The organism is Acidisoma sp. L85, assembly GCF_009765865.1.
Classification (GTDB): Bacteria; Pseudomonadota; Alphaproteobacteria; order Acetobacterales; family Acetobacteraceae; genus Acidisoma.
In genome coordinates this window covers 122,222-147,779 of record NZ_LMUQ01000024.1, presented here as the reverse complement: position 1 = coordinate 147,779, position 25,558 = coordinate 122,222, and the positions used below count along the sequence as shown (strand labels likewise).

At 64.7% G+C, this 25,558-nt stretch carries 19 protein-coding genes; 6 read left to right on the top strand and 13 right to left on the bottom strand.

The genetic code is table 11. The annotated features are described in order from the left end of the window. Positions 1 to 161: 161 nt before the first annotated feature. The 3 genes from GSQ83_RS04950 to GSQ83_RS04940 are packed head-to-tail and all read right to left on the bottom strand — an operon-like array spanning position 162 to position 1,810. The gene (locus GSQ83_RS04950) at positions 162 to 719 is read right to left on the bottom strand and encodes a DUF2155 domain-containing protein (RefSeq protein ID WP_158801764.1); all 558 of its coding nucleotides are present in this window, start codon (positions 717 to 719) and stop codon (positions 162 to 164) included. Positions 720 to 750: 31 nt separating this feature from the next. After that, positions 751 to 1,287, bottom strand: a complete 537-nt coding sequence (gene mlaD, locus GSQ83_RS04945) for an outer membrane lipid asymmetry maintenance protein MlaD (RefSeq protein WP_158801763.1) — start codon at positions 1,285 to 1,287, stop codon at positions 751 to 753. A 1-nt stretch (position 1,288) separates the two neighbouring features. Next, complete coding sequence (locus GSQ83_RS04940) at positions 1,289 to 1,810, bottom strand: NADH:ubiquinone oxidoreductase subunit NDUFA12 (protein ID WP_371417965.1); 522 nt, start codon at positions 1,808 to 1,810, stop codon at positions 1,289 to 1,291. A 42-nt stretch (positions 1,811 to 1,852) separates the two neighbouring features. Here GSQ83_RS04940 and GSQ83_RS04935 point away from each other — a divergent pair, with 42 nt between their 5' ends. Both GSQ83_RS04935 and GSQ83_RS04930 read left to right on the top strand, forming a co-directional pair. Then, complete coding sequence (locus tag GSQ83_RS04935; protein WP_158801762.1) at positions 1,853 to 3,364, top strand: TSCPD domain-containing protein; 1,512 nt, start codon at positions 1,853 to 1,855, stop codon at positions 3,362 to 3,364. A gap of 146 nt (positions 3,365 to 3,510) precedes the next feature. Next, a complete protein-coding gene (locus tag GSQ83_RS04930) occupies positions 3,511 to 4,857 on the top strand; it encodes a UDP-glucose/GDP-mannose dehydrogenase family protein (RefSeq protein WP_216849935.1) in 1,347 nt (448 codons plus the stop codon). Between the two features lie 6 nt (positions 4,858 to 4,863). Here GSQ83_RS04930 and GSQ83_RS04925 read toward each other — a convergent pair whose 3' ends face one another. The 6 genes from GSQ83_RS04925 to GSQ83_RS04900 all read right to left on the bottom strand — a co-directional run bounded on the left by GSQ83_RS04925 (position 4,864) and on the right by GSQ83_RS04900 (position 12,329). Then, on the bottom strand, positions 4,864 to 5,589 hold the full coding sequence (locus GSQ83_RS04925) for a hypothetical protein (RefSeq protein ID WP_158801761.1): 726 nt from the start codon (positions 5,587 to 5,589) through the stop codon (positions 4,864 to 4,866). A 126-nt stretch (positions 5,590 to 5,715) separates the two neighbouring features. Continuing rightward, entirely contained in the window at positions 5,716 to 6,213 is a 498-nt protein-coding gene (locus GSQ83_RS04920; protein WP_216849934.1) for a cupin domain-containing protein, read from the bottom strand. An 11-nt stretch (positions 6,214 to 6,224) separates the two neighbouring features. Beyond that, positions 6,225 to 7,019 (bottom strand): ROK family protein, encoded by a 795-nt coding sequence (locus GSQ83_RS04915; protein WP_158801760.1) that lies wholly within the window; start codon positions 7,017 to 7,019, stop codon positions 6,225 to 6,227. Positions 7,020 to 7,166: 147 nt separating this feature from the next. Then, the gene (zwf, locus tag GSQ83_RS04910) at positions 7,167 to 8,699 is read right to left on the bottom strand and encodes a glucose-6-phosphate dehydrogenase (RefSeq protein ID WP_158801759.1); all 1,533 of its coding nucleotides are present in this window, start codon (positions 8,697 to 8,699) and stop codon (positions 7,167 to 7,169) included. Then, positions 8,696 to 9,691, bottom strand: coding sequence for a phosphogluconate dehydrogenase (NAD(+)-dependent, decarboxylating) (gnd, locus tag GSQ83_RS04905; RefSeq protein ID WP_158801758.1), 996 nt, complete (start codon positions 9,689 to 9,691; stop codon positions 8,696 to 8,698). The genes zwf and gnd overlap by 4 nt, the downstream gene beginning before the upstream one ends. A gap of 184 nt (positions 9,692 to 9,875) precedes the next feature. Then, complete coding sequence (locus tag GSQ83_RS04900) at positions 9,876 to 12,329, bottom strand: DUF6600 domain-containing protein (protein WP_158801757.1); 2,454 nt, start codon at positions 12,327 to 12,329, stop codon at positions 9,876 to 9,878. A 276-nt stretch (positions 12,330 to 12,605) separates the two neighbouring features. Between GSQ83_RS04900 and GSQ83_RS29775 the strand changes: the two genes are divergently transcribed. After that, positions 12,606 to 13,160, top strand: coding sequence for a hypothetical protein (locus GSQ83_RS29775; protein ID WP_216849933.1), 555 nt, complete (start codon positions 12,606 to 12,608; stop codon positions 13,158 to 13,160). A gap of 61 nt (positions 13,161 to 13,221) precedes the next feature. On the opposite strand, the gene GSQ83_RS04890 is transcribed toward GSQ83_RS29775, so the two are convergent. From GSQ83_RS04890 to GSQ83_RS04875, 4 genes are all read right to left on the bottom strand, one after another. Further along, positions 13,222 to 14,046, bottom strand: coding sequence for a hypothetical protein (locus GSQ83_RS04890; RefSeq protein WP_158801756.1), 825 nt, complete (start codon positions 14,044 to 14,046; stop codon positions 13,222 to 13,224). Then, entirely contained in the window at positions 14,027 to 15,679 is a 1,653-nt protein-coding gene (locus tag GSQ83_RS04885; protein ID WP_158801755.1) for a Na/Pi cotransporter family protein, read from the bottom strand. Before GSQ83_RS04885 ends, GSQ83_RS04890 begins: the two co-directional genes overlap by 20 nt. A gap of 198 nt (positions 15,680 to 15,877) precedes the next feature. Beyond that, positions 15,878 to 18,355 (bottom strand): hybrid sensor histidine kinase/response regulator, encoded by a 2,478-nt coding sequence (locus GSQ83_RS04880; RefSeq protein WP_158801754.1) that lies wholly within the window; start codon positions 18,353 to 18,355, stop codon positions 15,878 to 15,880. A gap of 254 nt (positions 18,356 to 18,609) precedes the next feature. Beyond that, the gene (locus GSQ83_RS04875; RefSeq protein WP_158801753.1) at positions 18,610 to 20,775 is read right to left on the bottom strand and encodes an EAL domain-containing protein; all 2,166 of its coding nucleotides are present in this window, start codon (positions 20,773 to 20,775) and stop codon (positions 18,610 to 18,612) included. 350 nt (positions 20,776 to 21,125) lie between these two features. Between GSQ83_RS04875 and GSQ83_RS04870 the strand changes: the two genes are divergently transcribed. From GSQ83_RS04870 to GSQ83_RS04860, 3 genes are all read left to right on the top strand, one after another. After that, positions 21,126 to 22,061, top strand: coding sequence for a crotonase/enoyl-CoA hydratase family protein (locus GSQ83_RS04870; RefSeq protein WP_158801752.1), 936 nt, complete (start codon positions 21,126 to 21,128; stop codon positions 22,059 to 22,061). A gap of 102 nt (positions 22,062 to 22,163) precedes the next feature. After that, positions 22,164 to 24,017, top strand: coding sequence for a M3 family oligoendopeptidase (locus GSQ83_RS04865; protein WP_158801751.1), 1,854 nt, complete (start codon positions 22,164 to 22,166; stop codon positions 24,015 to 24,017). Then, entirely contained in the window at positions 24,010 to 25,359 is a 1,350-nt protein-coding gene (locus GSQ83_RS04860) for an AarF/ABC1/UbiB kinase family protein (protein WP_158801750.1), read from the top strand. Before GSQ83_RS04865 ends, GSQ83_RS04860 begins: the two co-directional genes overlap by 8 nt. The last annotated feature ends 199 nt before the right edge of the window (positions 25,360 to 25,558 follow it).

Genomic DNA, 25,558 nt, shown 5'->3' with positions numbered 1-25,558 from the left:
GCACTCAGCAACCCCAGGTTGGAATTCGCAACGCTCTACGCTCGCCATTTCGTCATCCGAGACGCCTGGTTAGGCTTCGGGCGTAACGGAAACATTGCAAAGCGTATTTTCACTAACGCGTGAACTCGCGCGCGGGTGGTCTCATCCGATATCCGGCCGCTTCAGCTGCATTGGCCGACTGCGATGTCAGTCACCGGATCGGCGAGACCCGAGAGACCCGGCTCGGCCCGCAGTAGCCAGCCATAGAAGGGCGGCGGTGCGTCTGGCCGATGGTCCACAACCTGAAGGAACACGGCGGCATCGGGCGGAACATTGGGAGGCCGGACGTAACAGGCGAGCACCGTGATCTGCAGGGTGCGAACGGTGAATGGTTTGCCCAGCGCCGCCGTCACGCGATTCGTCGTGCCGTAAATCTTGTCGAGGATGATGAGGTCCGCCGTGGACTTCGGTGTCCAGTCGGGCGGCGCGGCCGTTCCTGATGCTGTCGCGGCGGCGGTGTCCGGCTCGGGTATCGGGGGCAGGGCAGGAGGCTTGGGAACTCCGGGCGCGGCGGGAACGCCGTTTCCCAAGACCCGGCTCGGATCCGTATTGGCAGGCGCCGAGAGATCCTGCGCGCTGATGGCACCGCTGGTCTGGGCAATCGCCGCCCCGACCAGGAGGGCGCTCCCAGAGAGCATCAGGAGGGCCGCGGCGGCGAAAAAGCGCATGACGCGCGTCACGGATGGCGCGGAAGCACGGCGCTGCGAGCCTTCACTGAGTCGACCCCGCGCCGGCGGGAGCGGCGCCGGTGTCATGCGTCGCGCCACCGCTTGCTCCGCCCGATTTCTGCAGCGAGGAAACGAGGTCGGTCACGCTGAAGATGAACTTGCCCAGCAGTTCCTCGAGGCTGACCGAGGATTGCGTGATGGTCACCCGGCCGCCCGACTTGATCATCGCATCGGCGCCGCCGGGCACGAGGGAGAGATACTTCCCTCCCAGCAAGCCGTCGCTGCTGATCTCGGCGCTGCTGTCAGTGGGCAGTTTGATCGCGTTGGAAACCGTGAAATTGACGTCCGCGAGATAGGTTCGCGGATCGATCGATGTGCCGATGACGGTTCCGACCTTCACACCAGCCATCCGCACGTCCGAACCGGAGGAGATTCCGTCGATGCGGTCGAACTGAGCGGTCAGCGGATAGCCGGGAACGCTCGCGGCACCTGAGGTCGCGAGCGCATAGGCCAGGAAACCCGCGGCCACGATGAGTACAACAAAACCGGCCGAGAGCTCGGCCACACTACGGCGCGCCATCCTAAACTCCTGGCGTCCCGGCATCGGTTGATCCCGCTTCGGGTGACCAGGCTTCGTAATCGCCGGTCGCCCGGCTGCGCGTGCCGCCGCTGTAATCGTGGCCGGGCGGCCGGTAGCTGAAAGGCGTTCCGGTGCGGTTCGGAAGATGTGGCTTTTGCCAGGGATGGCGCGGCACATCGGTCAACGGCGCATCGGTCGTATAATGGAGCCAGGAGTGCCATTCCGGCGGCACGGTCGAGGCCTCCGGTGCGCCTCGATAGAGCACCCAGCGACGTTGCCGCCGTCCACGGCTCAGCCCGCGCTCCTGGAAATACCGATTGCCGAAGCTATCCTGCCCCACAGCGCGACCGCGCAGCGAGGTGAAAAGGCGGGTGCCGAGATAACCGATCGTCGCAAGGGTCATCTCGCCCATATAGGCGATGCCCGGCCGCTGGTCCAACAGACGGTTTGTGACAGGGGCCGGATTGCCGCGACGCTCGTCGCACCACAAGATTATGTGGGTAACTTGCGAATCCGCCACCATATGCGCTTCCAAGCGACAACCGGCACGATTAAGGTCCGACCCATGAGAACGACCAAAGCTTGGCAGGGCGTACGACTGCGCGAGGTTAATGCCGCCGCTGAGGTGGATGACGCGCCACGGCGCGTCACTCTACCCGCGTCATGGGACGATGCGGCAGCGTCAGCAGTCGCGGCGCTTGCGCCACCGTCCGGCGCAGTTTCTCTGCCGAATCTCGCCGAGGCGTGGATCCGTCGTGCGGCGCGGGCGGCCGAATGTCGCGCGACGGGGGCGGGCGCCGATCTCGCCACGCGCCTCGAACAGGCGCTTGTCATGCGGCGAGCCGCGCCTTCGAGCGCGATATGGACCAGCGGGTCAGGCGCCATCGAACAACCCGGCTTCATCCTGAACCTGCCCGCCTACCTCGACCCGGTAACCGGCTTCGACGATGCGGCTTTCGCGCGCGACGTCGCCATGGCGGTTGAATGCCTGACGCTGCTCCATCCCTCCGTGCCGAGGCTCGCCTTGGAAGTCGCGGATCTGCATGGGCTGCTCGCCGGCCTCGGCCTGCTCTATGACGGCGAGACGGCGCGGCAGGCGGCGGTATTGGTTGCCAGCCTTCTGCGGGGCGCGGCCGATTCCGCGTCAGCTCACCTAGTTGATGTCACCCAGCGCGAGATTTCCCCGCAACCTTGGCCCGCGCCGCGGAGTGTGGCCGCCTTTCCGGCACTCTCTGCTGCCGCCACGCGCGCCCATGCCCATGCCGCGGCGTTGAATCGCGTCGCGCATGAAGCGCTGCTCGGCGGCGAGGATGCGGTCGTCGCGGCCTTGCTGGGCGCAGAGACCTTGGGTTTGGCTCCGGCTTTCTCGCCAGTCGATGCCACGGGCCGGCTCACCCGTGCCACCGCGTCCTTCCTCGTCGCGCGCGGCCTGACGGTTGAGGCAGCCTTGGCGGCCCAACTCACCGGCGCGGATCTTTTGCCGGAAAGCTCAGTGCAATCCGCGACCGCCATGGCGGCCGCCCTACAATCGATCCTGCCGATCGCCGCGCCTCTTCTGCTGAGTGATCTTGCACCGGCCGCGCTGTCGGCCGCAGGTTCGCCGCCCTCCGCTGTGCCCGTCGAACTGCCGGCGCGCCGCAGCGGCACGCTGCAGAAGGCGACGGTTGGCGGTCACCGGCTTTACCTCACGACGGCCGAGTATCCGGATGGTCGCCTCGGCGAGATCGGCATCGCGCTGCACAAGGAGGGGCCGGCGTTCCGCGGCCTGATGGACGCCTTTGCCCAGGCGGTCAGCCTCGGGCTGCAGCACGGCGTGCCGCTCGAAGCCTATGTCGAGGCCTTTGTCGGGCTGCGCTTCGGACCCGGCGGAGCGGTGGAGGGCGATGTCGCCGTGGCTTCAGCGACATCGCTGATCGACTATGTCTTCCGCCACCTCGCCGCCGCGCATCTTGGCCGCAACTTGCCCAAGCCGGAGATGGTCGAGATGCCGGAGCCGGTGCCGGCATCGCCTTGGCTGCCGCTCGACCTGCCGCAGGACACCGCGCCGCGCCGCCGCAAACTGCGATTGGTCTCCTGATTTAACTCCTTGCGGCCTCGCCCCGGTCCAGACGCGAATCCGCCATCTTTAAGTCGGTACCGTCAGACATTCTAACCGAGCCGGCAATGTTGCGGCCCCGTCCAATGTGTTAAGGCGGGCTCTGCCATAGCCAAAGGAGCGGGCGCTTGCGTGTCACTATGATTGGCGGCGGCTACGTAGGTTTGGTGTCCGGCGCCTGCTTCGCGGAATTCGGCATGGAGGTCACCATTGTCGAGGCCGATGAGCGCAAGCTCGGCGCGCTAAGGGAAGGCCGCATCCCGATCTTCGAGCCGGGGCTTGACCGGCTGGTTTCCGAGAATGTCGCTGCCGGACGCCTCTCCTTCACGGGTGACATGGATGAAGGCCTTGCCGATGCGGAGGTCGTCTTCATCGCGGTGGGCACACCGACGCGGCGCGGCGATGGTCACGCCGACCTTACCTACGTGTACCAGGCCGCCCAGCAGGTCGCGCGCAAGCTCAAGAATTACGCCGTCATTGTAACGAAATCGACCGTTCCGGTCGGGACCGGCCGGCGCGTCGCTGAGATCGTCCGTGAGACGCGGCCTGATCTCGACTTCGATGTCGCCTCGAATCCCGAATTCCTGCGCGAGGGCAATGCGATTGGGGATTTCATGCGGCCGGACCGCGTGGTGATCGGCGTCGAGAGCGACCGTGCGGCGGAGATCCTGCGCACCCTCTATCGCCCGCTCTTCCTGATCGAGACGCCGATCATCGTAACCTCGATCGAGACGGCGGAACTCACGAAATACGCCGCCAACTCCTTCCTCGCGATGAAGGTGACCTTCATCAACGAGGTTGCCGATCTTTGCGAGCGGGTCGGCGCGGATGTCCATGACGTGGCGCGCGGGATGGGGCTGGACGGTCGGATCGGGCGGAAGTTTCTGCATCCCGGCCCGGGTTTCGGTGGCTCCTGCTTTCCGAAGGACACGCTCGCCATGGCACGCATCGGCCAGGATGCGGGTGCGCCGCAACGGCTCGTCGAAACTGTTGTCACGGTCAATGACGCGCGCAAAAGCACGATGGCGCGGCGCGTTATCCTTGCCTGCGGCGGCTCTGTGCGAGGCAAGCGCATCGCGGTCTGGGGGCTTACCTTCAAGCCCGAGACCGACGACATGCGTGATGCGCCGTCGATCCCCATCGTCAGCCGTCTGGTCGAGGATGGCGCTGAATTGCACGTCTTCGACCCGGAAGGGATGGAGCAGGCGAAGCCGCATCTGCCGCCGGGGGTGATCTACGCGAGCGATCCGATCGAGGCCGTGACTGGCGCCGATGCTTTGGTGGTGGTGACGGAATGGAACGTCTTCCGCGCGGTTGCGCCCTTGCGGCTGAAGGCCCTGATGCGCGGAAGCGTCATCGTCGATCTGCGCAACATTTTCGATCCGGTCGCGATCCGCATGGCTGGCTTCGCCTATCACGCGATCGGCCGCGCTCTACCGCCGGTCGAGGAAGCGGCGCGGCGGGGCGCGGCGTGATCCGGATCAGTTGGGGCGCTTGAGGTTGATCGTCACGCCAAATGGCCGATAGCTGATCCCACGATCAGCCAATGTGCGGTTGAGGTGAGCGAGGCTTTGGTGGTTTGAGCCGTCGGCCGGATCCATCAGGCTTCCGTCGGGCCGCTCCAGCAAGGCGTGTCCCGAGACGTCGCCGCCTTTAACGCTTGCATCGACCATCACGATTCGGCGGCATGTATTGTCGATCCGATCGATCGGCCGCCCTGCCTCCACATTAATCCCAGCGGCTTTCGCACGGCTCAATAGATACGCCTGCTCGTGTCCGTCTTTTCCGGGGTTTGTGGTCGTCGACAGGCTGATCGTGCTTTCTATCCCCATCATCTTAGCTACGCGGGCGACGGAAAGATTGGTCACGCCACCGTCCCTCGCGGGCGCCTCTTTTAGACGAACCATTTCCCGGAAGAAGCTGGCCTCGATAGCCTTCTGCTCGTGACGGTTGACGGGCGGAATGAGCTTCATCTCCAGGCAAGCGCATAGCAAAACCGCCGACGCGCAGGATTCGGGATTGCTCTGCTTGGGAGAGAATTTGCTGATCCGCTCGGCGGCGCGGTCTCGACGCTCTGCGCGTCCGTTAGTATGGCGTGTCGAGTTTTGGACTGAGGCGAGAGCGCGCGAGAAGGCGCCTCCGGAGAGGGGGGACGCATCGCCCATGAGATAAGGCCCGAGCCAGACGGGCATCTGCACCTGCGTCATTGAATCGCCTAGGAGGTCGCGGGGTCTCAGGCGTAATCGCAATGGTTTACCCAAACGCTAATACGACACGCCGTTCCGAAACCGAGCCCTCTCCGATGCCGCCGCATGAGCGGGCTGCGCGCAGTCTCAGGCTTTGCACCACAACCTCTCATAAGTCTCGTCCGGCCCGACTGGGCCGCAGTTTGGGAACGGTAGCATTGCGATGCGTTTGATCATCGCGAGGGTGGCGGGGCCGCGCTCGATATCCGCGCTCTGGCCCGGTGGATAGGCGCCGACGACGAGAAACTCATCGGTCGCTTCCAGCAAACGGTGACCCGTCCCGGCGGGCAGCAAGACGACATCGCCAGCCGTTACAGTCACCGCCTGACCGGAGGGGCCGCCCAGCAGCAACCGCGCACCTCCGCCAGCGATGCCCAGCACTTCATGCGCGGCGGAGTGGAAGTGGTGGAAGTCGTAGACGCCGTCACGCCATTGCGGCGGCCAGCCGCTGCGCGCGAAAAGCGTCTCCTGCGCCGCCGGGCCCGCTTGCGGCGCGACCGCGCCACGATAGAGCAGCGCAGGCAGATGCGGATGGTTTGGCATGCCGCCGCTCAGCGCGAAACGCAGGACTTCCGGCGGCGGCATCTGGCGTGGCGCTAGGTCTTGTCCGCCGTCACGCTGTGCTGGTGCCGGTCGCCGCTATTGGCGCCCCATAGCCGCGCTCCGCCGTCAATGCCGGCCTCGTTGGAGACCAGAGTGATGTTGGAGGGCAGATCGAACGTCACGAGCCGCGAATTGCCTCCGCCAATGAACAAATGGTCGTAATGCGTCAGCGCCTCGACGATCGCGACGACCTTCTGCACCCGCTTGTTCCAGCGCTTCTTGCCGACCTTTTTGAGCGCCTCAGCGCCGACATAAAGGTCGTAGGTCTTGTCGCCATGCACGGGATGCGTCGAAAGTTCGAGATGCGGGGCGAGTTCGCCATTGTGGAAAATGCCCGTGCCGCAGCCGGTGCCGAGGGTGAGGATGAACTCCAGGCCTTTCCCCTCGATGACGGCGAGACCCTGCATCTCCGCGTCATTCACAACCCTTGTGGGCTTGCCCAGGCGCTCAGTGACGAGTGCCGCAAGATCGACACCGTGCCAAACTTCCTCGCCGAGATGAGGAGCGGTCAGGATCGTGTTGTCTCGCACGGCGCCGGGAAAGCCGATGGCGATGCGGTCATAGGGTGGCAGCGGCGTCACCAACTGCGCGATCGCCTCTACGAGCACGCCGGGCGGAGAGGGGTGCGGCGTGCTCACGCGCACTTTCTCGGCAAGCATCTTGCCATTATTGTCGATCACCGAGGCTTTGAGTCCGGTGCCGCCGATGTCGATGCCGAGAATGCCCGGTCCCGCGGCATCGGTCGCTTCCGTGGTAGCCTGCGGGCGCGCCTCGCTCCGTTTCGCCATCTCGACCTCCCTTATGCAGCGTGATTCGAACGATCACATGCCGCCTGTGTGCGGCTTGCGCCGAATTCTTCGCCGCGCGCCGCCTTGATGGCGCTCACCGGGCTTCGCGTACTCACGCCTGTTCGCGAGCCCGGTCTTGCCCGCACCTCAGATCGGCAGCCAGCTTCGGCCATCTTCCGCCAGAAGATCGTCGGATGCTTTCGGCCCGGCGCTGCCCGCGGCATAGTTCGGGAACTCGGTCTCAGGTTTCGCCCAGGAGTCGAGAACAGGCTGCACCACCTTCCAGGCCGCTTCCATCTGGTCGGCGCGCTGGAACAGCATCGCGTCGCCGATGAAGACATCGAACAGCAGTGTTTCGTAGCCGGTCGCCGGCGCCTGGCTGAACCAGTCGTCGTAGTTGAAGCTCATGGCGACTTTCTCGAAGGTCAGCATCGGCCCAGGCTTCTTCGCGTTGAAGCGCAGCTTCATGCCTTCCTCGGGCTGGATCTGGATGATCAGCCAATTCTCGCCCAGCGTATCCACCGGTGTATCCCGGAACATCGCGTAAGGCGCTTGCTTGAAGCGGATGGCGATCTCGGTTTTGCGCTTGGTCATCCGCTTGCCGGTGCGGAGGTAAAAAGGCACCCCCGCCCAGCGCCAATTGTCGATGGATAGCCGCATCGAGACGAAGGTCTCGGTATTGCTGTTGGGATCGACATCCGGCTCGCTGCGATAGCCCTGCACCGCCTGATCTCCGAGCGTCCCCGCCGCGTATTGCCCGCGCACCGCATCCTCAAGCTTGAGCGGATGCATCGAGGAGAATACCTCCGCCTTCTTCGCGCGGATCGAGTCGGCGTCGAAAGCCGGTGGCGGTTCCATCGCGGTCATGGCGAGCAACTGGAAGACATGGTTCGGCACCATGTCCCTCATCGCACCGGTGGCCTCGTAAAACTTGCCGCGCCGCTCGACGCCCACGGTCTCGGCGACCGTGATCTGCACATGGTCGATGCGGTCGCGGTTCCACATCGGCTCGAACATCCCGTTGGCGAAGCGCAGCGCCATGATGTTCTGAACCGTCTCCTTCCCGAGGAAATGGTCGATCCGGTAGACCTGCTCTTCGGTCAGCACGCTCAGCACCTGGGCGTCGAGCGCTGTAGCCGAAGCGAGATCATGGCCAAAGGGCTTCTCGATGACTACGCGCCGGAAGGAGCCTTCCGGTTCCTCCGTGAGCTTCGCGGCCCCCAGATGCTCGACTGTCGAACCAAAGAAGCGCTCGGCAACGGCGAGGTAGAACACAACGTTGCCACCGAGTTGATGCTCGGCGTCGAGCGCCTTGAGACGTTGCGCGAGCTGCTCGAAGGTATCCTGCTTGGTCAGGTCGCCTTGGAGATAGCTCAGGTTTTTGGCGATATGGCTCCAGGCCGCCTCGTTGATTACCTCGTTCGCAGCCGTGCCTTCGCCACCGCGGCTCAGGCTGGCTTCGAGGAAGTCATGCATCCCCTTCGCCCAGGTGGGGGCATCCTGTTGCGCCATATCGACACCCAGGATCACGAAATTCTTGGGCAGGAGATTGGAGACGCAAAGATTGTAGATCGCTGGCATGACCAGTCGTTTGGTGAGGTCTCCACCGGCGCCGAAAATGACCAGAGCGCAAGGAGGAGCGACAGGCGGCTTTTTAGCCGTGGCGGTTTCAGTGCTCATGAACGGATACTCGGTGCGTTGCTGTGACCCTCGACATGGCCGCCGAACTTGTTGCGCATCGCCGACAGCAACTTGTCGCCGAAGCTGTGGTCGATGCGGCTGCGGAAGCGTGCGAAAAGCGCGGCCGTCAGCACGTCTGCCGGAACCGCTTCCTCAATCGCCGCATTGATCGTCCAGCGGCCTTCGCCGGAATCATCCACCGCACCGGTGAACTCCTCGAGTGCCGGACTTTCCGTCAGCGCCATGGAGGTGAGGTCGAGCAGCCAGGAAGAGATCACGCTGCCACGTCGCCAGACTTCCGCCGTGTCAGGCAAGTCGATGGTGAATTGTTCATCGGTTGGGAGCTTGGTCGAGGACTTGCCGCGCAGGATGTCGAAGCCCTCGGCATAGGCCTGCATCAGGCCGTATTCGATGCCGTTATGCACCATCTTTACGAAGTGCCCGGCGCCGGGTGGCCCGGAATGGATATAGCCGCGCTCGGCCCGCGGATCGCCTTTGTAGCCGGGCGTGCGCTCGATATTCCCAAGACCGGGGGCCAAAGTGCCGAAGATCGGGTCGAGGCGATCCACCACGGCCTTCTCGCCGCCAATCATCATGCAATACCCACGCTCGACGCCCCAGACGCCGCCGGAGGTGCCGACATCGACATAGTGAATGCCTTTGGACAACAGCGCTTTCGCGCGGCGAATGTCGTCCTTGTAGAAGGTATTGCCGCCGTCGATGATGGTGTCGCCCGCCTCGAGCAGGCCGGACAGCGTTTCGATTGTGCTTTCGGTTATGTTCCCGGCCGGGAGCATGACCCAGACGGCGCGCGGCGTGGTCAATGCCTGGACCAGGCCTTCTAGGGAATCAGCGGGTTTGGCCTGCGCGGCGGCGAGTTCCGCCACGCTCTTTGGGTTGACGTCGTAAACAGCCACTTCATGGCCGTTATTGATGAGCCGCCGGGCGATATTGCCGCCCATCCGGCCCAGGCCGATCATACCCAGCTGCATCCTGCTTCCCCTGACGTGCCGCGTCGGAGAGCTAACGATATAGGCGTATGGCCGCCTAGGCTACCCGACCCGTTCAGGCCAACCGGCAATGTCACAAGGACACCCGGATGACGGCGGCTGCGTCATCCGGGTGCGTCGCGTGCGTCAGAAGAGTTGGTTACGGAATTGGGTCGGTCGAAATCGCTCAGCGCCGTTGGGGACCGGGTGGCCTCACCTCAGCGCGTGGCGCCTGACGAGGTGCTTCCATACGGGGCGCTTGGCGAGGCGCCTCCATGCGCGGCGGCGGGCGGGGTGCTTCCATGCGTGGCGCGACGGGGCGAGGGGCCGCGGCCCGCGGCGCCTCCATGCGCTGCGGCGCGGGTGGCCTAGGCGCTTCGGCGCGTGGCGCTTGTTGCGGCGGGCGGGGTGCTGCGACCTGCGGCGCCTGCATGCGCGGCGCTTGTGGGCGTGGCGCCTGCGGCCTGGCCTCAGCGGCTGGCGGTAGCGCCTGACGCGGCGCCGCCGGGTTCGGCGATGGGGGACGAGCGACCGGCATCGTCGGTGGCGTGCCTCTCGGGGGGACGGCACCCGGCGCGGGTTGATTACGCAAGCCGGGTTCCCGCGGGGCCGCGCCGGGAGCCGCCGGCCGGAACTGGGGCCGAGGCGCACCGTTCGTGGCGCCGGGAATAGCAGGCGCCGCGGTCACGCCGGGACGAGGAGCCGCCGCGCCGGGGATAACGGGCGGGGCGACTACGCCGGGGCGCGAGTTCGTGACGCCGGGCCGAGGAAGCTGAGGAACGCCCGGAACTGGAGCGTTTGGCCGGAGGTTCGGCTCGCCGATGCGAGGCGCTTGCGGCTGGCCTGGCAGCGGAACACCGCCTCGGGCATTGCCCGGCGCGCCGGGCACGATCCCTGGAGCCGGTACGCCCGGCGCTTGAGGTGCGCCGCCACGGAAACTCGGGGCGAATTGGGCATGGGGCACCAAGGGCGGCGGCGGAGCGTGACCGCGTTCCACTCCTGGCACCTGCCGGATCGCCGGGCCGGGTGCTCCAGATCGGAGCGCGGCGCCCGGCACCTGGGGCAGGTTAAGCCGCCGCGCCAGCGCCGGATCGACGCCCGCTGTCTGCACGGTCGGTCGCGGCAATGCCTGACCGTCGATTGCCCGGAATGGCCGCAATTCCCCTTGCGGAACAGGCTGAACCTCACCACGGACCTGCCGCGAATTCATCATGGCGGCGGTCGGGACAAAGGTTGCGCCCTGCCTATTGGCGAATTGCCCTTCCCGCCCGGCCTGGCCCGCGCCGTTGTTGAAGTTGTTAATGGTCGTATTGCGATATTCGACGCGATTATTGACGATATTGACGTTGCGCTGAACAAATTGATTGTAGTTCGGTACATAGGGCTGATTGTACGACTGGAAATAACGCGGGCTTACGCGGTAAGGTGGATAATAAGGCTCGCGAGGGCCAAGCGGCGCCCAGCCGATAGAGCCATTGCTCCAGGCATTGGCGGCAAGGACGCCGACGGCGGCCCCTGCGGCCGCGCCTAGAAACGTTACGAGTGCTGGTGAATAGGCAGGGGCGGGCGCGACATAACCCGGCTGCGCGTAATACCCTTGGCTCTCACTATAGTTATAGCCGTAGCCATAACCTTGGCCGTAGCCGGGTTCCGCGACGGGTTGCGGTATCCAGCCCCATTGCCCATCGAATTGCGACCAGCGCCCATAATGAAAAGGTGCGAAGCCCCAAGGCGCGTTATCGACCCAGGTCCAGCCCCACGGCTGCACATAAGCCCAATGGCCCTCACGATAGGGCACCCAGCCAGAGGCGACATGAGGAAACCAGACCGTGCCATATTGCGGCTGCGGTTTCCACGAGCCGTATTGCGTGAGCACGGCGGCGCCCGTCATCTGCGCGCAGACCGGCGGCGCTTGAGCGGCTGTTGGCGGAGGCGGCGGCGCGACCTGTTGCAGCATGTTCGTTAGAAACTCGTCCTGCTGCATGGCAACGAGTTGTACCTGTACCGGATTGTCGCCCGAAATCTCGGCCGTCTGCTGTGCCCCCACCGTCTGCGGCGCTGACGAACCCAGCCCGGTGAACTGAATCGAGCCGACGACCGCGGTCACATAAGTTGGCGTGGTGGTGTCGCCGGCATAAATTTCGTATTCGCCATTTCCGGTGATTTGTGCCGTACCGCGAGGCGTTTGAATTACCACGGTTTGGCCTGGCTGCATCGCGACGAGATTTAGAAAGATCTCGCCCTGCGACAACACCGCATCAACCGTGTTCTGATTGATCTCCTGTGCTGTGACTTCCGTTCCAGCGGCCATCGCCATCCGGCTGGAATCGACCATGATGGACGCAGCGCTTTGCGGCTGCGTCCATACGGCGTCACCGGTCGTGACAGGATAGTTCTGTGTCGCAGTCACCCACTGGTCTTGGCCGGCGCTATGGAAAGAGACAGTACCGGAAAGCTGCGACAACCAGCCGACCCGCGCAGGCGGATCGCCTGAGGTCGCGCCCGGCACATCGGCGGTCGGGGCCGGTGGCGGAGGCACGGCGGTCTGCGCCAAAGCCGGGAATGGCAGGATCGAATTGGTGGCCAAGCCGAAGCTCGCGGCCAGAGTTGGCAGCAATCTCCAGCGAATACGCAGGCTCATGATCGTTAGCCTTTCTAGCGCGCCGATCAGGCGCGACGACAATCTGGGTAACTTCATGTGTCTTTGCGGCGAAAACAGCACCGCCTCTGTGTCAATCGCGTGTCCGAGCGTTCGATCACTTTCGTACGTGCCACGCCCGCGCCCTACGGGCCGCATGGAAAAGCCGCAGTCCTAGGCCATATTTAATTCTTCGCCTCGCTTTATGCACCGCGATCCGGTCCGCGCACAGTTCCGTGATGACGTGCATTCGCGAAACGCAGCAGTCGGGGGAAGATCATGAAGACGCCTATGAAACGAGCGACTGCCATGGTTGCGGCGGCTGCGTCGATGATGCTCCTCGCGGGTTGCTACTACCCTCCTGGCTATGCAGGCTACGCTGCACCGGGCTACGCGGCCCCTGGCTACGCGGGTGGACCTGTCTACGCGCCCGACTACGGACCGGGCTATGCCCCCGGCTATGGCTATTCATCGGCCATTATCGTGGGCGGCGGCGGTTGTGGAAATTGCGGCTATGGCGGGGGCTATTATCGGCCGCCGCCACCGCCGCCGAGATATGGTGGTCCCGGCTACGGCCATCCTGGCTACGGCGGTCCTGGTTACGGCGGCCCGGGTCACCCGCCGCCGCCCGGTTATGGCGGTCCGCCTCCGGGTGGCCCGCGCTACGGTGGTCCCGGCGGTCCTCCGCCTGGCTATGGGCAACCGCCCCGGCCGCCGGGTGGATATGCCGGTCCGGTCGGCCAGCCCGGTCGTCCGATGGGTCCGCCTCCGGGAGGGCAACCACAATATGTGCCGGGCGCCGGTCCGGTTAATCAACGCGGCTACAGCCACTGAAGAAGCGCTAGGTGGTCTTCGCTTGCGAAGACCCAGCGCTTTCAGTGACCGCGTCGTGCAGTCAGGTCTTACGCGGACGGCCGCGACCGCGGGTCTGGGCGCGGAAGCTCGGCAGCCACCATTCGATTGGCTGCGGCTCCGGTTCGTTGCTGTCGGCGACGACCTTGGCCTTGCGCGGCTCCCGCACTAAACGCGACTGCGGCTCTTCAGCCACGAGCTCCGCCTGGCTGACTGGCTCGCTTTCCGGTTGGGCCTGGGTCGTCTGCACCTGGGTCTGACGCTCGATCGCTGCCGCAGCCTCTGCGCGTGCCTGACGCTCGGCCGCGCGGGCCTCGTCGATCGCCATTTCCGAATGGGCGAGCTTGGTACGCAATGATTGAATAGTGGCCTGACAGCTTTCGACGGTTCGCTCCGCCGTCTGGCGTGCCGCGCGCTCTTCCTGCAGTTTCGTTTCGAGTGCGGCGACCCGCGATTCCTGAGCCGCTTCGGCCTCCCGGCTTCGCCCAAGTACAACCACTGGAACATCACCATCCTGCGCGAAGCGGCGGCGCACGCGGTTGGGATCGGAGGTATGCGGCGTATGATTCTGCTGCGGATGCGCGACGCTCTCAGAGCGCTTGCCGAGGCCGAGCGCCTCTCGCATGCGCTCCTCAGAGGCATCGGCAGCGTCCGTGGCGGGATCGGTGGGGTAACGGCGGGGCATGATACTGCTCATCTTGGGAATATGGCCGGTCAGGGCAGGCCGATCGCCCGGCGCGTAGAAAACCACGCCTGTGAAGTATCGATAGCAATGTTCCAGCTTAATGGCAAATCGAGCATTGGCGGGTGTTAGTGCAACTATCGGATGAAAGGATGAATATTCTGGGTTATTCCGCTTCTTCGCCATCGTCGCCCTGCACCTCGCCCGGCTCGCCGTGGTCCACGCCCACGGCGGCGACCAGATAGGCGTGGACCTGCTTGAGGCCCCGCATCGCTTCGAGCAGCGTCGCACTCGCCTCGGCAACGTCGTTGTTCCCGTCACGCAAATAGCCGAAATGGGCAGCGGTCGCGGCGGCCTCGAGGTCATCCAGAACGACTTGCTCGCCCGTCAGGATCTCCATGCCACGGCGCTGCTCGGAAATGAAGACCGCGGCCGCCGCGCGTGAACCCGCGATGAGTGTGTCGATCATTGCGATTAGCGCGGTCTGTCCCGCGATCGGAAAAGAGAGGCCGCGTTTGAGCTTGCGCAGCGCAATTCCAAGCAAGCTGCGGTGGATGACATCGGCTGCTTGGCTAATCGCGACACAGAAGGCCAGAATCTCGCGAATACGCCTGAAATCTGCGGCGTTCAGCGAATCGGTTTCAAGTGTGGTCAGATAGAAGCTGATCGCCGCTTCAAGACGCTTGAGCACGGCATTGTGGCGTTTCGTCGCGGTAATCCGCCGCCGATCGCCTTTCTGCATCGCATCCCGCAAGCCCTGCAGCATGGCGAGCAGCAAATCGACGAGTCGCAGCGATTCTCGCGATGCCGCTCCCAGCGCCACGACCGGCGCCGAGGCCGCGGACGGCACCAGATAGAGGGGAATTGCGGGGTCCGCCTTGTCGATCCGGGTAGGTAACAATGCCTGTAACAGCCGCGCATAGGGGCTGAGCAATGGAAAGAAGATGAGGCCGATCACCAGGTTGAAGGCTGTGTGAAAATTCGCGACGGCGTGGGACGGCGTGCCGCCGAAGCGCGAGACCAGGGGGGCGAGCGGCCCAAGCACGGCTAGGGCGACCAGGACGCCGGCCAGGCGGTTGAGTAGATTTCCCACCGGCAGCCGCTTGGCGGCGCGATCATGTCCGGTCGCGCCCTCGATCACCGGATTGATCGCGGTGCCGAGATTCGCGCCGAGAACCAGGGCAAAGGCCGCATAGGGTGAGATATCACCATGGCTCGCGAAGGACATGATCAGCAGCACGACTGCGACGGAGGAATGTGCCGCCCAGGTCAGCAGTGCTGCGAGAATGACATCTACCAGTCCCTGAGACGAAATCAGCGCCAGGGCAGCGTGGACATCGGGTGAAGACGCGTAGGGGCGTAGCAAGCCGACGAACTGCGACAACGCGAGCAGCAGCAGGCCGAGGCCGATGAGAACGCGGCCAAAGTCGCGCATCCCCGCCTGAGCGCGGCGGAAAATCACGACTCCCGCCAGAATGAAGGCCGGGGCGAGCGCCGCCACGTCGAACGACAACACCTGGACGATCAGTGTCGTGCCCACATTCGCGCCGAGCATGACGGCGAGGGCTGGCACGAGTTCGACGAGTCCACCGGCGGTAAAGCCGGTAACCATAAGACCGGTCGCGGTGCTGCTCTGAAGCAGCGCGGTGACACCGATCCCGGCCAGGAAGGCGGAAATCCGGTGGCGCAGCGCGGTCGCCAGAAAGCCGCGGAGCCGAGCGCCGAAGGCCCGCTGCACACCGGTTTGCACCATATGGACGCCCCACAGCAGCAGGGCGACGGAGCCGGCGAGATCGATCAGTATAAGCGGCAAATCCATGCCCGGCGAAATTCCTAGAATAGCATCGGCGACGAATAGGTCGGGCTCGCGATAGCATAAGCCTGGGAAAACTCCGCTTTCCGAGGGAACCGGAGTTGGATTGTTTCGATGAAAATTCAGTGGCGATGTTAGAACCGCCGCGGCGGAATCCAATCATATTCGTAACGAATAGCGTCTGCTTTATCCCTGGACGCTCTTCTAGCGCCGCAGGTTTGTGCCTGAGGGTGGGAGGCATTCGGCCCGCAGCACGCGCTTGACGCGCTCCAGCTCGACCGCGAGCGCCTGCAACTGCGCGGCCTGGCCGACCCGGTCGGAGAGGTCGAGCTGGCGCATCTGCCGGCACATCGCCTGCACGCCCTCGGCGCCGAGATTGGCGGCGGCGCTGCTCAGCGCATGGGCCTCGGCCTGGAACAGGCTCATGTCGGAGGCTTCAGCCGCGGCCCGCAGCGAGAGTAGCAGGCTGTCCGCGTCCCCGATGAAGTCCTGGGCGATTCCTACCAGGAAGTCCCGGCCGCCGAGCGCCTCGAGGTCCCGCAGCATATTCGCATTCACCGAAGACGGGCCGGCCTGGTAACGCGGATGGTCGGCGATCGAGGTGACGCTTGCCGTGCTCGGCTTACTGCGCGCCGCGCCAAACACGAAGCTGTCGATGATGTCGAGCAGTCGAGCCGGCTCGACCGGCTTGACGATACAGGCGTCCATGCCGCTGTCCAGGCAGCGCTGCGCCATCTGTGGCGTCGCATCCGCCGTGAGAGCAAGGACCGGTATCCGGGGTTTGTCGAGTGCCGCGAAGCGGTAGAGCTTGGTCGCTTCGATGCCGTTCATCACGGGCATGTTCACGTCCATCAGCACAACGTCGAAGTTTTCCTCCTCCAAGGCGTCCAGCGCCTGTTCGCCATCCGAAACGATGCGGGCCGTGTGGCCGGCACGGTCCAAAATTTTCGCGACGACGCTCTGGTTGATGCGGTTGTCGTCTGCCACCAGGATGTGGAGCGGCCGCGTCGCGCTGCGGATGAGCACGGGTTGCGCCGCGGCGGCGGCGCGCGGGGCGAGGATGCGCAGCAGGCGCTCGACCTCGGCCGGACCCGCCGCCGCGCTCAGGATACTGATGCAGGAGCGGCGCAATGCGAGATCAGGTGCTGCGGCCTCGGCATCACCCTCGGTCGGCGTCTCGATCACGACAACGGGCGTCGGCTCCGGCTGGGCCTGGCCGAGGGTTCGCGCGAAAGCGTCGGCGCCGGCCCGCTGTCCGAGCCCGAAACTCGAGATATCGGCGAGGATCGCATCGACCGGTCCGACCTCCGCGAGAGCGCGACCGATGGCGAGGAGATCCGCCTCGACCGGAAGCGGACGACGCTGGACGACGGAGCCCCAGGCTTCCATCCGCCGCGCCACCGGCTCGACCCGGCCGGGATCGGCAGAGAGCAGGACCACACGCAAAGCCGCCGGCGCGGGGGCCGGCTTGGCGGGTATCACCAGCGGCAATTCGATCCAGAAGGTGCTGCCGGCGCCGCTTTCGCTGACCACACCGATCGCGCCGCCATGGAGTTCGACGAGTTTGCGCGAGATGGCGAGGCCGAGGCCGGTGCCGCCGAAGCGGTCGATGATGCTGGAATCCGCCTGGGTGAAGCTGTCGAAGATGCGGGTCTGAGCCTCGGGCGCGATGCCGATGCCGGTATCGATCACCTCGACGCGGAGGGCTGGCGTGCCATCAGGTTGCTCGACCGTATCGGCGGCGATCAGAACGGAGCCGCGGGCGGTAAACTTCACCGCGTTGCTGGCGAGATTGAGCACGACCTCGGCGATATGTTTGGCGTCGCCCTCGAGCCAGCTCGGGGTCCGCGTGCTGATGTGGGAGGAAAGGGCGACGCCCTTCGCCTGCGCGGTTGCCGCGACCAGACGCTCGACATTGGCGATCAGGCTCGGCAGGTCGAAAGGTGCGAGCTGGACCGGAACCGCGCCCGCCTCGATGCGGGAGAAGTCGAGAATGCCGTCGATCAGCGAGAGCAGCGACCGCGCGGCGGTGCCGACCGTCCGCACCATGTCCCGCTGCTCGCCATCCATGCGGGTGCCGACGAGCAGATCGCTCATACCGATCACGGCGTTGAGCGGAGTCCGCAACTCGTGGCTGACGCTCGCCAGGAACAGGCTTTTGGCCTGGCTCGCCTCTTCCGCCTGCTGCTTGGCGACTGACAGGCTACGAATGAGAGAGCCTGCATAAAGCGGAATGGCGATTAGCCCGACCAGGAGGCCACCGGAGAGAAACGGGTTTTCCCGCCAATAGGGCGTCGTGATGACGCAGAGCAGAAAGCCGAGCACGCCGAGGCAGGTGGCGGCGCGGAGGTAGCCGAGGCCGAAGCGGAAACCGTAACCCAGGATGGCCCAGAGATAGGCGGGGGAGAGCGGGGCCGCGATCATCCCGCCGATATGCATGCCGAAGGAGAGCACGCCGATATCGGTCAGCAGCTGCAAGGCGAGCCGCGGTACGGAGGGTCGTGCGCGAACAACGAGGTCGAGGAAAAAAGCCACGGCGAAGGCGGCATAGGCCGCGCTCATCACCAAGGGCCGGAGCGAGCCGAGGGATCCGTCGATTCGGAGCGCGAGGAGATAGGCAAAGATGCCGCTGCCGATGACCAGACGGTTCAGCACGATCTGGTATTCCAGACCGTGCCCCATCTTCAATCGTTCGAAAATCTGCCTGGCCGCATTGCGAACGGAGACGCGCGCGGCCCAAAGACCTGGTGGCGTCAAGGAGGGCGTGGACCGGGAGGGGGCAGGACTAACGGGCTTCGGCGCCTCGTCTTTGCCGGGCTTAATCCTCAACGACAACCGACGTTTGTCCTTAAATGTGCCCGAAGACCATGCAAGCCACATGCCCGGAGCGCCAAACGCAATGCCTTTGGCAAGATGAGCGGGCGCGAAGTCGATCCCTATTTTGAGACCTGGGCCTCGATGAGGGGCTCCGCAACCCCGGTCTTCGCCCAGTTCGCTCGCACATATTGCTCGAATTCGAGGGGCGGAACGGGACGGCTGAACAGATAGCCCTGCACTTCGTCGCAGCCCTCCGCCTCAAGCTCGTGGAGCTGCTCGATGGTCTCGACGCCTTCCGCGACCACACGCAAGCCCAAGCCGCGACCAAGGCCAATGATCGCGCGGATGACCGCAGGGCCTTCTATACGGTGTGTCAGGTTATGGATGAAAGCCTGATCGATCTTGAGTCGGTTTACCGGCAGCTTGTCGATATAGGAGAAGGACGCGTAGCCGGTGCCGAAATCATCGATCGAGAAGGAGATCCCAAGCTCCTGCAGCTCGACGAGTTGCTTCCGCGCCGTCTCGTGATCCTCCAGGAACATCGTCTCGGTGAGTTCGAGGTCGAGCAGCCGGGGGTCGAGCTTGGCACGGCGGACGGCGGCAATGACGACCTGTGCCACGTCCTGCTGCTGGAAGATCGTGGCGGAGAGGTTGACCGCGACGCGAAGCGCCATGCCGGACGCGGCCCAGGCGGCGGCCTGGCGGCAGGCGGCCTCCAGCACCCAGGTATTGATCGGGATAATCAGCCCGGCCTCCTCGGCGATCGGCAAGAAACGGCCGGGCGGCAGAAGGCCATGGCCCGGTTGTTCCCACCGCACTAGCGCTTCGGCCCCGGTCACCCGACCGCTGCGGGTATCGATCTGCGGCTGGTAGTGCAGCCTGAGCTCATTGCGGATGAGCCCGGCGCGAAGATCGATCTCCAACTGCGCCGCATCCCGCACCGCTGACTGCATCTCGGGCTCGAAGGCGCAGAAGCGGCTGCGGCCGAGCCCCTTTGCCCGATACATCGCGAGATCGGCGGTCTTGAGGAGGGTCTCCTGCGAGTTGCCGTCGGCCGGAAAGAGCGTGAAGCCCAGGCTGCAACTCGTGCTGATGGCGCGGCCATCGAGGTCATAGGGTTCGGCGAAAAGCTGCACGATCCGCTCGGCTAGGCGTTCGGCATCTCCGCTGCCGGAGATGCCGCCTTGGATAATCGCAAATTCGTCGCCGCCAAGACGCGCGACGGTGTCGCTGGCGCGGATGGTGCGACGCAGCCTCTCGGAAACCTCGGTCAGCAGCGCATCCCCGACATGGTGTCCGAAGGCATCGTTGATGCTCTTGAAGCGGTCCAGGTCGAGGAAATGCAGGGCGAAAACCGCATTGCTATCGGCCGCCGCATTCACCGCCTCCTCGAGGCGAAGATGCAGCAGCAGCCGGTTGGGCAGCCCGGTCAGCACGTCATGATGGGCGAGGTGGTGGAGATAGCGCTCCGCCCGCTTGCGATCGCTGATGTCGAGCGAGGTGGTCAAGACGGCCGTGACACGGTTGGAATCGTCGGTCAGCGGCGTCTTCGTGGTCAGGAAGACATGAGTGGTCCCTTGCGCGTCGCGGATTTCCTCCTCGAAATCGGGCAAGGCCATGCCTGTCGCGAAGACCCGGGCATCCAGTTGCCGGCTGCGGTTCCGGCGCTCCCTGTCGAGCCCGTCCTCATCGGTGCGCTCGGTCGCCCCGTCTTCGAGCAGTTTCGTCTGGAACGCATTGGCGAAGATGCACACGCCTTGACGGTCGGTGGCGCTTATGAGCGCCGGCACCGTGTCGATGACCTGCGCCAGGCGCTCGCGGTTGTTGCGCAGCAACTCCTCGCGCTCGCGCTCGACGTGGTGGAGCTCCTCCGCCAGCGCATGGGCACGGCTGCGGATGAGCTTCTGCTGAGTGCCGAGCTTGAGGAGGTTGCGGGCCCGCGTGACGAATTCATGGTGGTCGATCGGGCTCTGGAGGAAATCCGTGGCCCCGGCTTCCAGCGCCTGGAGCCGGAAGTCGCGATCCTCGTAGGCGGTGATGACCATGATCGGCACTTCCGCGCCGTGCGGGGTCGCGCGGATGTGCTGGGTGAAGGTTGCGCCCGTCATGTGCGGCATCTTGTAGTCAGTAATAATGAGATCGGGAGTCTGGTTTACCATCCAGGCCAGCGCCGCTTCCGGCCCAGCGAATGCCTCGACCTGAACGTCGGATGCGAGCGAGGCGGAGAGCTTGGAGAATATGCTGCGGTTGGTCGCGCGGTCGTCGATGATCATGATGAACGGCATGCCCGCTCACCACGCCAAAACGGTGAGGAAAAACGGCGCGCGAGAAGGTCTGAGCATGCGGAACGCCATGACGCAGAACCTAGAGCATGCGAGCCAAGACTAGAACCGGAAACTGGCGGTCGTCGCTCGAGGCGGGCGGCCTCGTCTCATTTTCTGAGACATACCATGGCGTAAACCGCATAGGAACGTTCCACAAATCGAGACTGCCGCTGGTTTTGGCTGCCATCGGGAAATTATTCCTGTCATGCCCAAAAAACTCGTCAAAATAGAGCTGGCGGCCATGGTTAAGCCTTAAACCGTAAGGCCTGATTCTGGCGCCTCGAGCAAAACGGCTTTTTCCGGAGAGTATCATGACCAACGTTCAACAAATCAGAGCCCACGTCGCTGTGGATAATCTCGCCGCGCTTCCCCAGCCACGACCGCTGGAAAAGCTCACCAGCCAATACTTCTCGACAATGCAGGTGGAGCATGACGCGGCGGCGCAGGCACTGTTCTGCTTCATGCGTCCCGAAGGACGGCCCAGCTACACGCCCGAGCTTCTGCGGGACATGGCGGCGATCCAGGGCCAAATCTATCAGGCCGTCCAGGCCGGCGGCTCAGCCCCATTTCGCTACGTCGTCGTGGGCTCTCGGATCGATGGCGCCTTCAATCTGGGCGGCGATCTAACCCTGTTTCAGCAGAGTATTCGCGACCAGAATCGCAAGGCCCTCACCACCTATGCCCATGCCTGCGTGGACATCGTCTATCACAATGCCTTGGGCTACGGTCAGTCGGTGATGACGGTGGCGCTCGTCCAAGGCGACGCCCTCGGCGGCGGCTTCGAGGCCGCGCTGGCCTGTAACTACATTGTCGCCGAACGCGGCGCGCGCTTCGGCCTGCCCGAGGTCCTGTTCAACCTCTTCCCCGGCATGGGCGCCTATTCCTTCCTGTCACGGCGTCTGGATGCGGTGCGGGCGGAGAAGCTCATCATGAGCGGCAAGGTCTATACCGCCGAGGAACTGCACGAGATGGGTCTGGTCGATGTCCTGGCCGAGGATGGGGAGGGCGAGACGGCACTGCGTGCTTTCCTTGCCAAGATTGATCGCCGCCATAACAGCCACCAGGCGGTGCTGCGGGCCCGTCAGCGCGTCAATCCGCTGACCCACGAGGAGTTGCGCGACGTCGTCGAAATCTGGGTCGATGCCGCACTGCAACTGTCGGAAAGCGACCTGCGCAAGATGAGCCGGCTGATCGCCGCGCAGACCCGTCGCCATGGTGATGCCGCGCCGCGGATGGCGGCCGAATGAGGGCCTGCATGGCCGGATGGCGGAACGTTAAGGGCAACGCGTCTAGGAGTGGGCCTGTGCATGCCCTACTCTTAGATACTCGGACTGAGGAGATTGCCCGCTATGCGTCCAGCCGACCTGCCGCGCCTGCCCGACGGCCAGGGACTTCCGAAAGCGGGAACGCCAGCCGATGCCGAGGTGTTGCCCAGCTGGGATCTGAGCGACCTCTACGAGTCACCGGAAAGCCCGCGCATCGCCGCCGATCTGGACCGCGCGATGCGGGATGCCAAGGCTTTCGCGACAACCTACCGGGGCAAGCTCGCGGAGCTGGAGCCGGTGGCGATCGCAGGTTCCCTGGCGGAATACGAGCGGATCGAGGAGAGCCTGGGACGGATCATGTCCTACGCTCAGCTCCTCTTCAGCGGCGATTCCTCCGATGCGCGGATCGCCAAATTCTATCAGTCGATGAGCGAGAAGGTGACCGAGATCAGCACAGAGCTGCTGTTCTTCACGCTTGAGCTCAATCGCCTCGACGAAAATGTTGTGAAAGCCAAGCTCGCCGATCCAGCGCTTGCCCCCTGGGCCTCCTGGATCGAGGACCTTCGGGTCTTCCAGCCCCATCAGTTGTCGGACGAGCTGGAAACCCTTCTCCACGAGAAGGATGTGAGTGGCGCCGCCGCCTGGAGCCGCCTGTTTGACGAGACCATGGCCGGGCTACGCGTGCCGGTGGGCGATGAGCGCCTGACCGTGAGCGATGCCCTCAACCGCCTGTCGGACCGTGATCGGGACACGCGCGCCAAGGCCGCCGCCGGCATCAGCGCGACTCTGGGCGACAATCTCCGCCTCTTCTCCCTCATCACGAACACGCTGGCCAAGGATAAGGAGACTGTAGACCGCTGGCGCCACTATCCGCGCCCCGGCAGTTCCCGCAATCGCTCCAACATGGTCGAGGACGAGGTGGTCGATGCGCTGGTGAGCGCTGTCGTCGCTGCCTATCCACGCCTGTCCCACCGCTACTACGTGCTCAAGGCGCGCTGGCTCGGCCTGGAGACGATGCAGCACTGGGATCGCAACGCGCCTTTGCCCGCCGACGAGGATCGCCGCGTCTCCTGGCCCGACGCCCAGGCGCGGGTGCTGGACGCCTACGGCGCCTTCAGCCCGGAACTCGCCTCGCTCGGCAGCCGCTTCTTCGAGCGTCCCTGGATCGACGCGGCTTTGCGGGACGGCAAGTCGGGCGGCGCCTTCGCCCATCCCACGGTCCCTTCAGCACATCCTTATATCTTGATGAACTATCACGGCCGCGCCCGCGACGTGATGACCCTGGCGCATGAGCTCGGCCACGGCGTTCACCAAATTCTGGCCGGTGAATCCCAGGGCTACCTGCGCTCCGGCACGCCGCTGACCCTGGCCGAGACGGCCAGCGTCTTCGGCGAGATGCTGACCTTCCGCGCTGTGTTGGATGCCGAGACCGACCCCGCCCGCCGCCGTCTGATGCTGGCCGGCAAGGTCGAGGACATGCTGAACACGGTGGTCCGGCAGGTTGCCTTCTACCGCTTCGAAACGCTGCTGCATGACGAGCGGCGGAGCGGGGAATTGCTGCCCGAAAGGATCGGCGAGATCTGGATGGATGTGCAGCGCGAGAGCCTCGGCCCCGCCTTCACCTTCACGCCGGACTATGCGGCCTACTGGGCCTATATCCCGCACTTCGTCCATTCGCCCTTCTACGTCTATGCCTATGCCTTCGGGGATTGCCTGGTGAACGCCCTCTACGCGGAGTTCCGCGCCGGTCATCCGCGTTTCCAGGAGAAGTATCTCGACATGCTGCGCGCCGGCGGCACCAAGCGTCATCGCGAATTGCTCGCGCCCTTCGGGCTGAACGCCGCCGAACCGGCCTTCTGGCAACGCGGCCTCGATATCATAGCCGGCTTCATCGACGAGCTGGAGGCGGATGCCCCCGTTGCCACCTCGAATGGCTGATCGCAACGAGGTTAGTCTCTTCGGCAGCGTCCGCCGCTTCGCCCGCACGTCCGGTGCCGTCGGCGGCATCGCGGCGCGCGTCGCCGGCGAACGCGTCTTCGGCTTCAAGACCGATCGCGCGGCGCATGCCGAGGATCTGCGCGCCATCCTTGGTGGCCTGAAGGGGCCATTGATGAAAGTGGCGCAGATCCTCACCACCATTCCGGATGCGCTGCCGCCGGAATACGCGGCCGAACTCTCCGAGCTGCAAGCCAATGCGCCGCCGATGGGCGCGGGCTTCGTGCGCCGCCGCATGGCGGGCGAGCTGGGTCCCGACTGGCAATCCCGTTTCCGCAGTTTCGGCCAGGAAGCCGCGGCGGCGGCGAGCCTGGGGCAGGTGCATCGCGCGACGCTGCTCGATGGCCGCGACGTCGCCTGCAAGCTGCAATATCCGGACATGCCCAGCACGGTGGAAGCCGACCTGCGCCAGCTTAAGCTGGCCATGGCCGTCTATCACCGCATGGACAACGCCATCCAGCACGACGAGATCTACAAGGAACTCGCCGAGCGGCTGCGTGAGGAGCTGGACTACCTGCGGGAGGCCGCGCAGATGCGCCTCTATCGCACGATGCTCGATGATGTGCCGGACGTGCATGTGCCGGAGGCGATCGCCGAGCTGACGACGCCGCGGCTGCTCACCATGACCTGGCTCGAAGGCGGACCGCTGCAACGCTGGATCGAAACGGATCCGCCGCTGGAAGCACGCAACCGCGTGGCGGAGGCATTATTCCGCGCCTGGTATCTGCCGCTTTACCGGTTTGGCGTGATTCACGGTGACCCGCATCTCGGCAATTACCAGGTGCGGCCGGATGGGGCGGTGAATTTGCTCGATTTCGGTGCCATCCGTGTCTTCCCGCCGCGTTTCGTCAGCGGTGTCATCGACCTCTTCGAGGCGGTGCGAGACGGCAATGCCGAGAAGGCCGCCACGGCCTATCGCAACTGGGGTTTCAAGGACATTACACCGGCGAAGGTGGAGGTGCTCAACGAATGGGCGCGTTTCCTCTACGAGCCTTTGTTGCAGGACCGTGTTCGCCGCATCCAGGAAACTGACGGACAGTTCGGCCGGTCGGTGGCGGAGAAAGTGCATGCGGGCCTGAAGAGCATCGGCGGGGTAAAGCCGCCGCGCGAATTCGTTCTGATGGATCGCTCGGCGGTCGGCCTCGGCAGCGTCTTCCTGCGGCTCAAAGCGGAGCTGAACTGGAGCCGGCTCTATCAGGAAGTCGTCGCCGGCTTCGACGAGGCGGCACTGGCGCGGCGGCAGTCGGATGCGCTGGCGGTGGCAGGAGTTCCGCCGACGCGGTGAGCGTGGGGCGCTAACGGTTCGACAGGGTTTATTCGGTAAACTGCGGCCGGTCACAGTCGTTGTCGAGGACGCGGTCGCATCCTCGGACTCCTCGGTTTTGATCTGCCTGCCGCGACCCACCCTCAGGAACCGCTTCAATGCTCAGCTCACTAAAACCGCTCGATGGTGTGCCGACAGCACGCACTGCGGCAGCAACGGA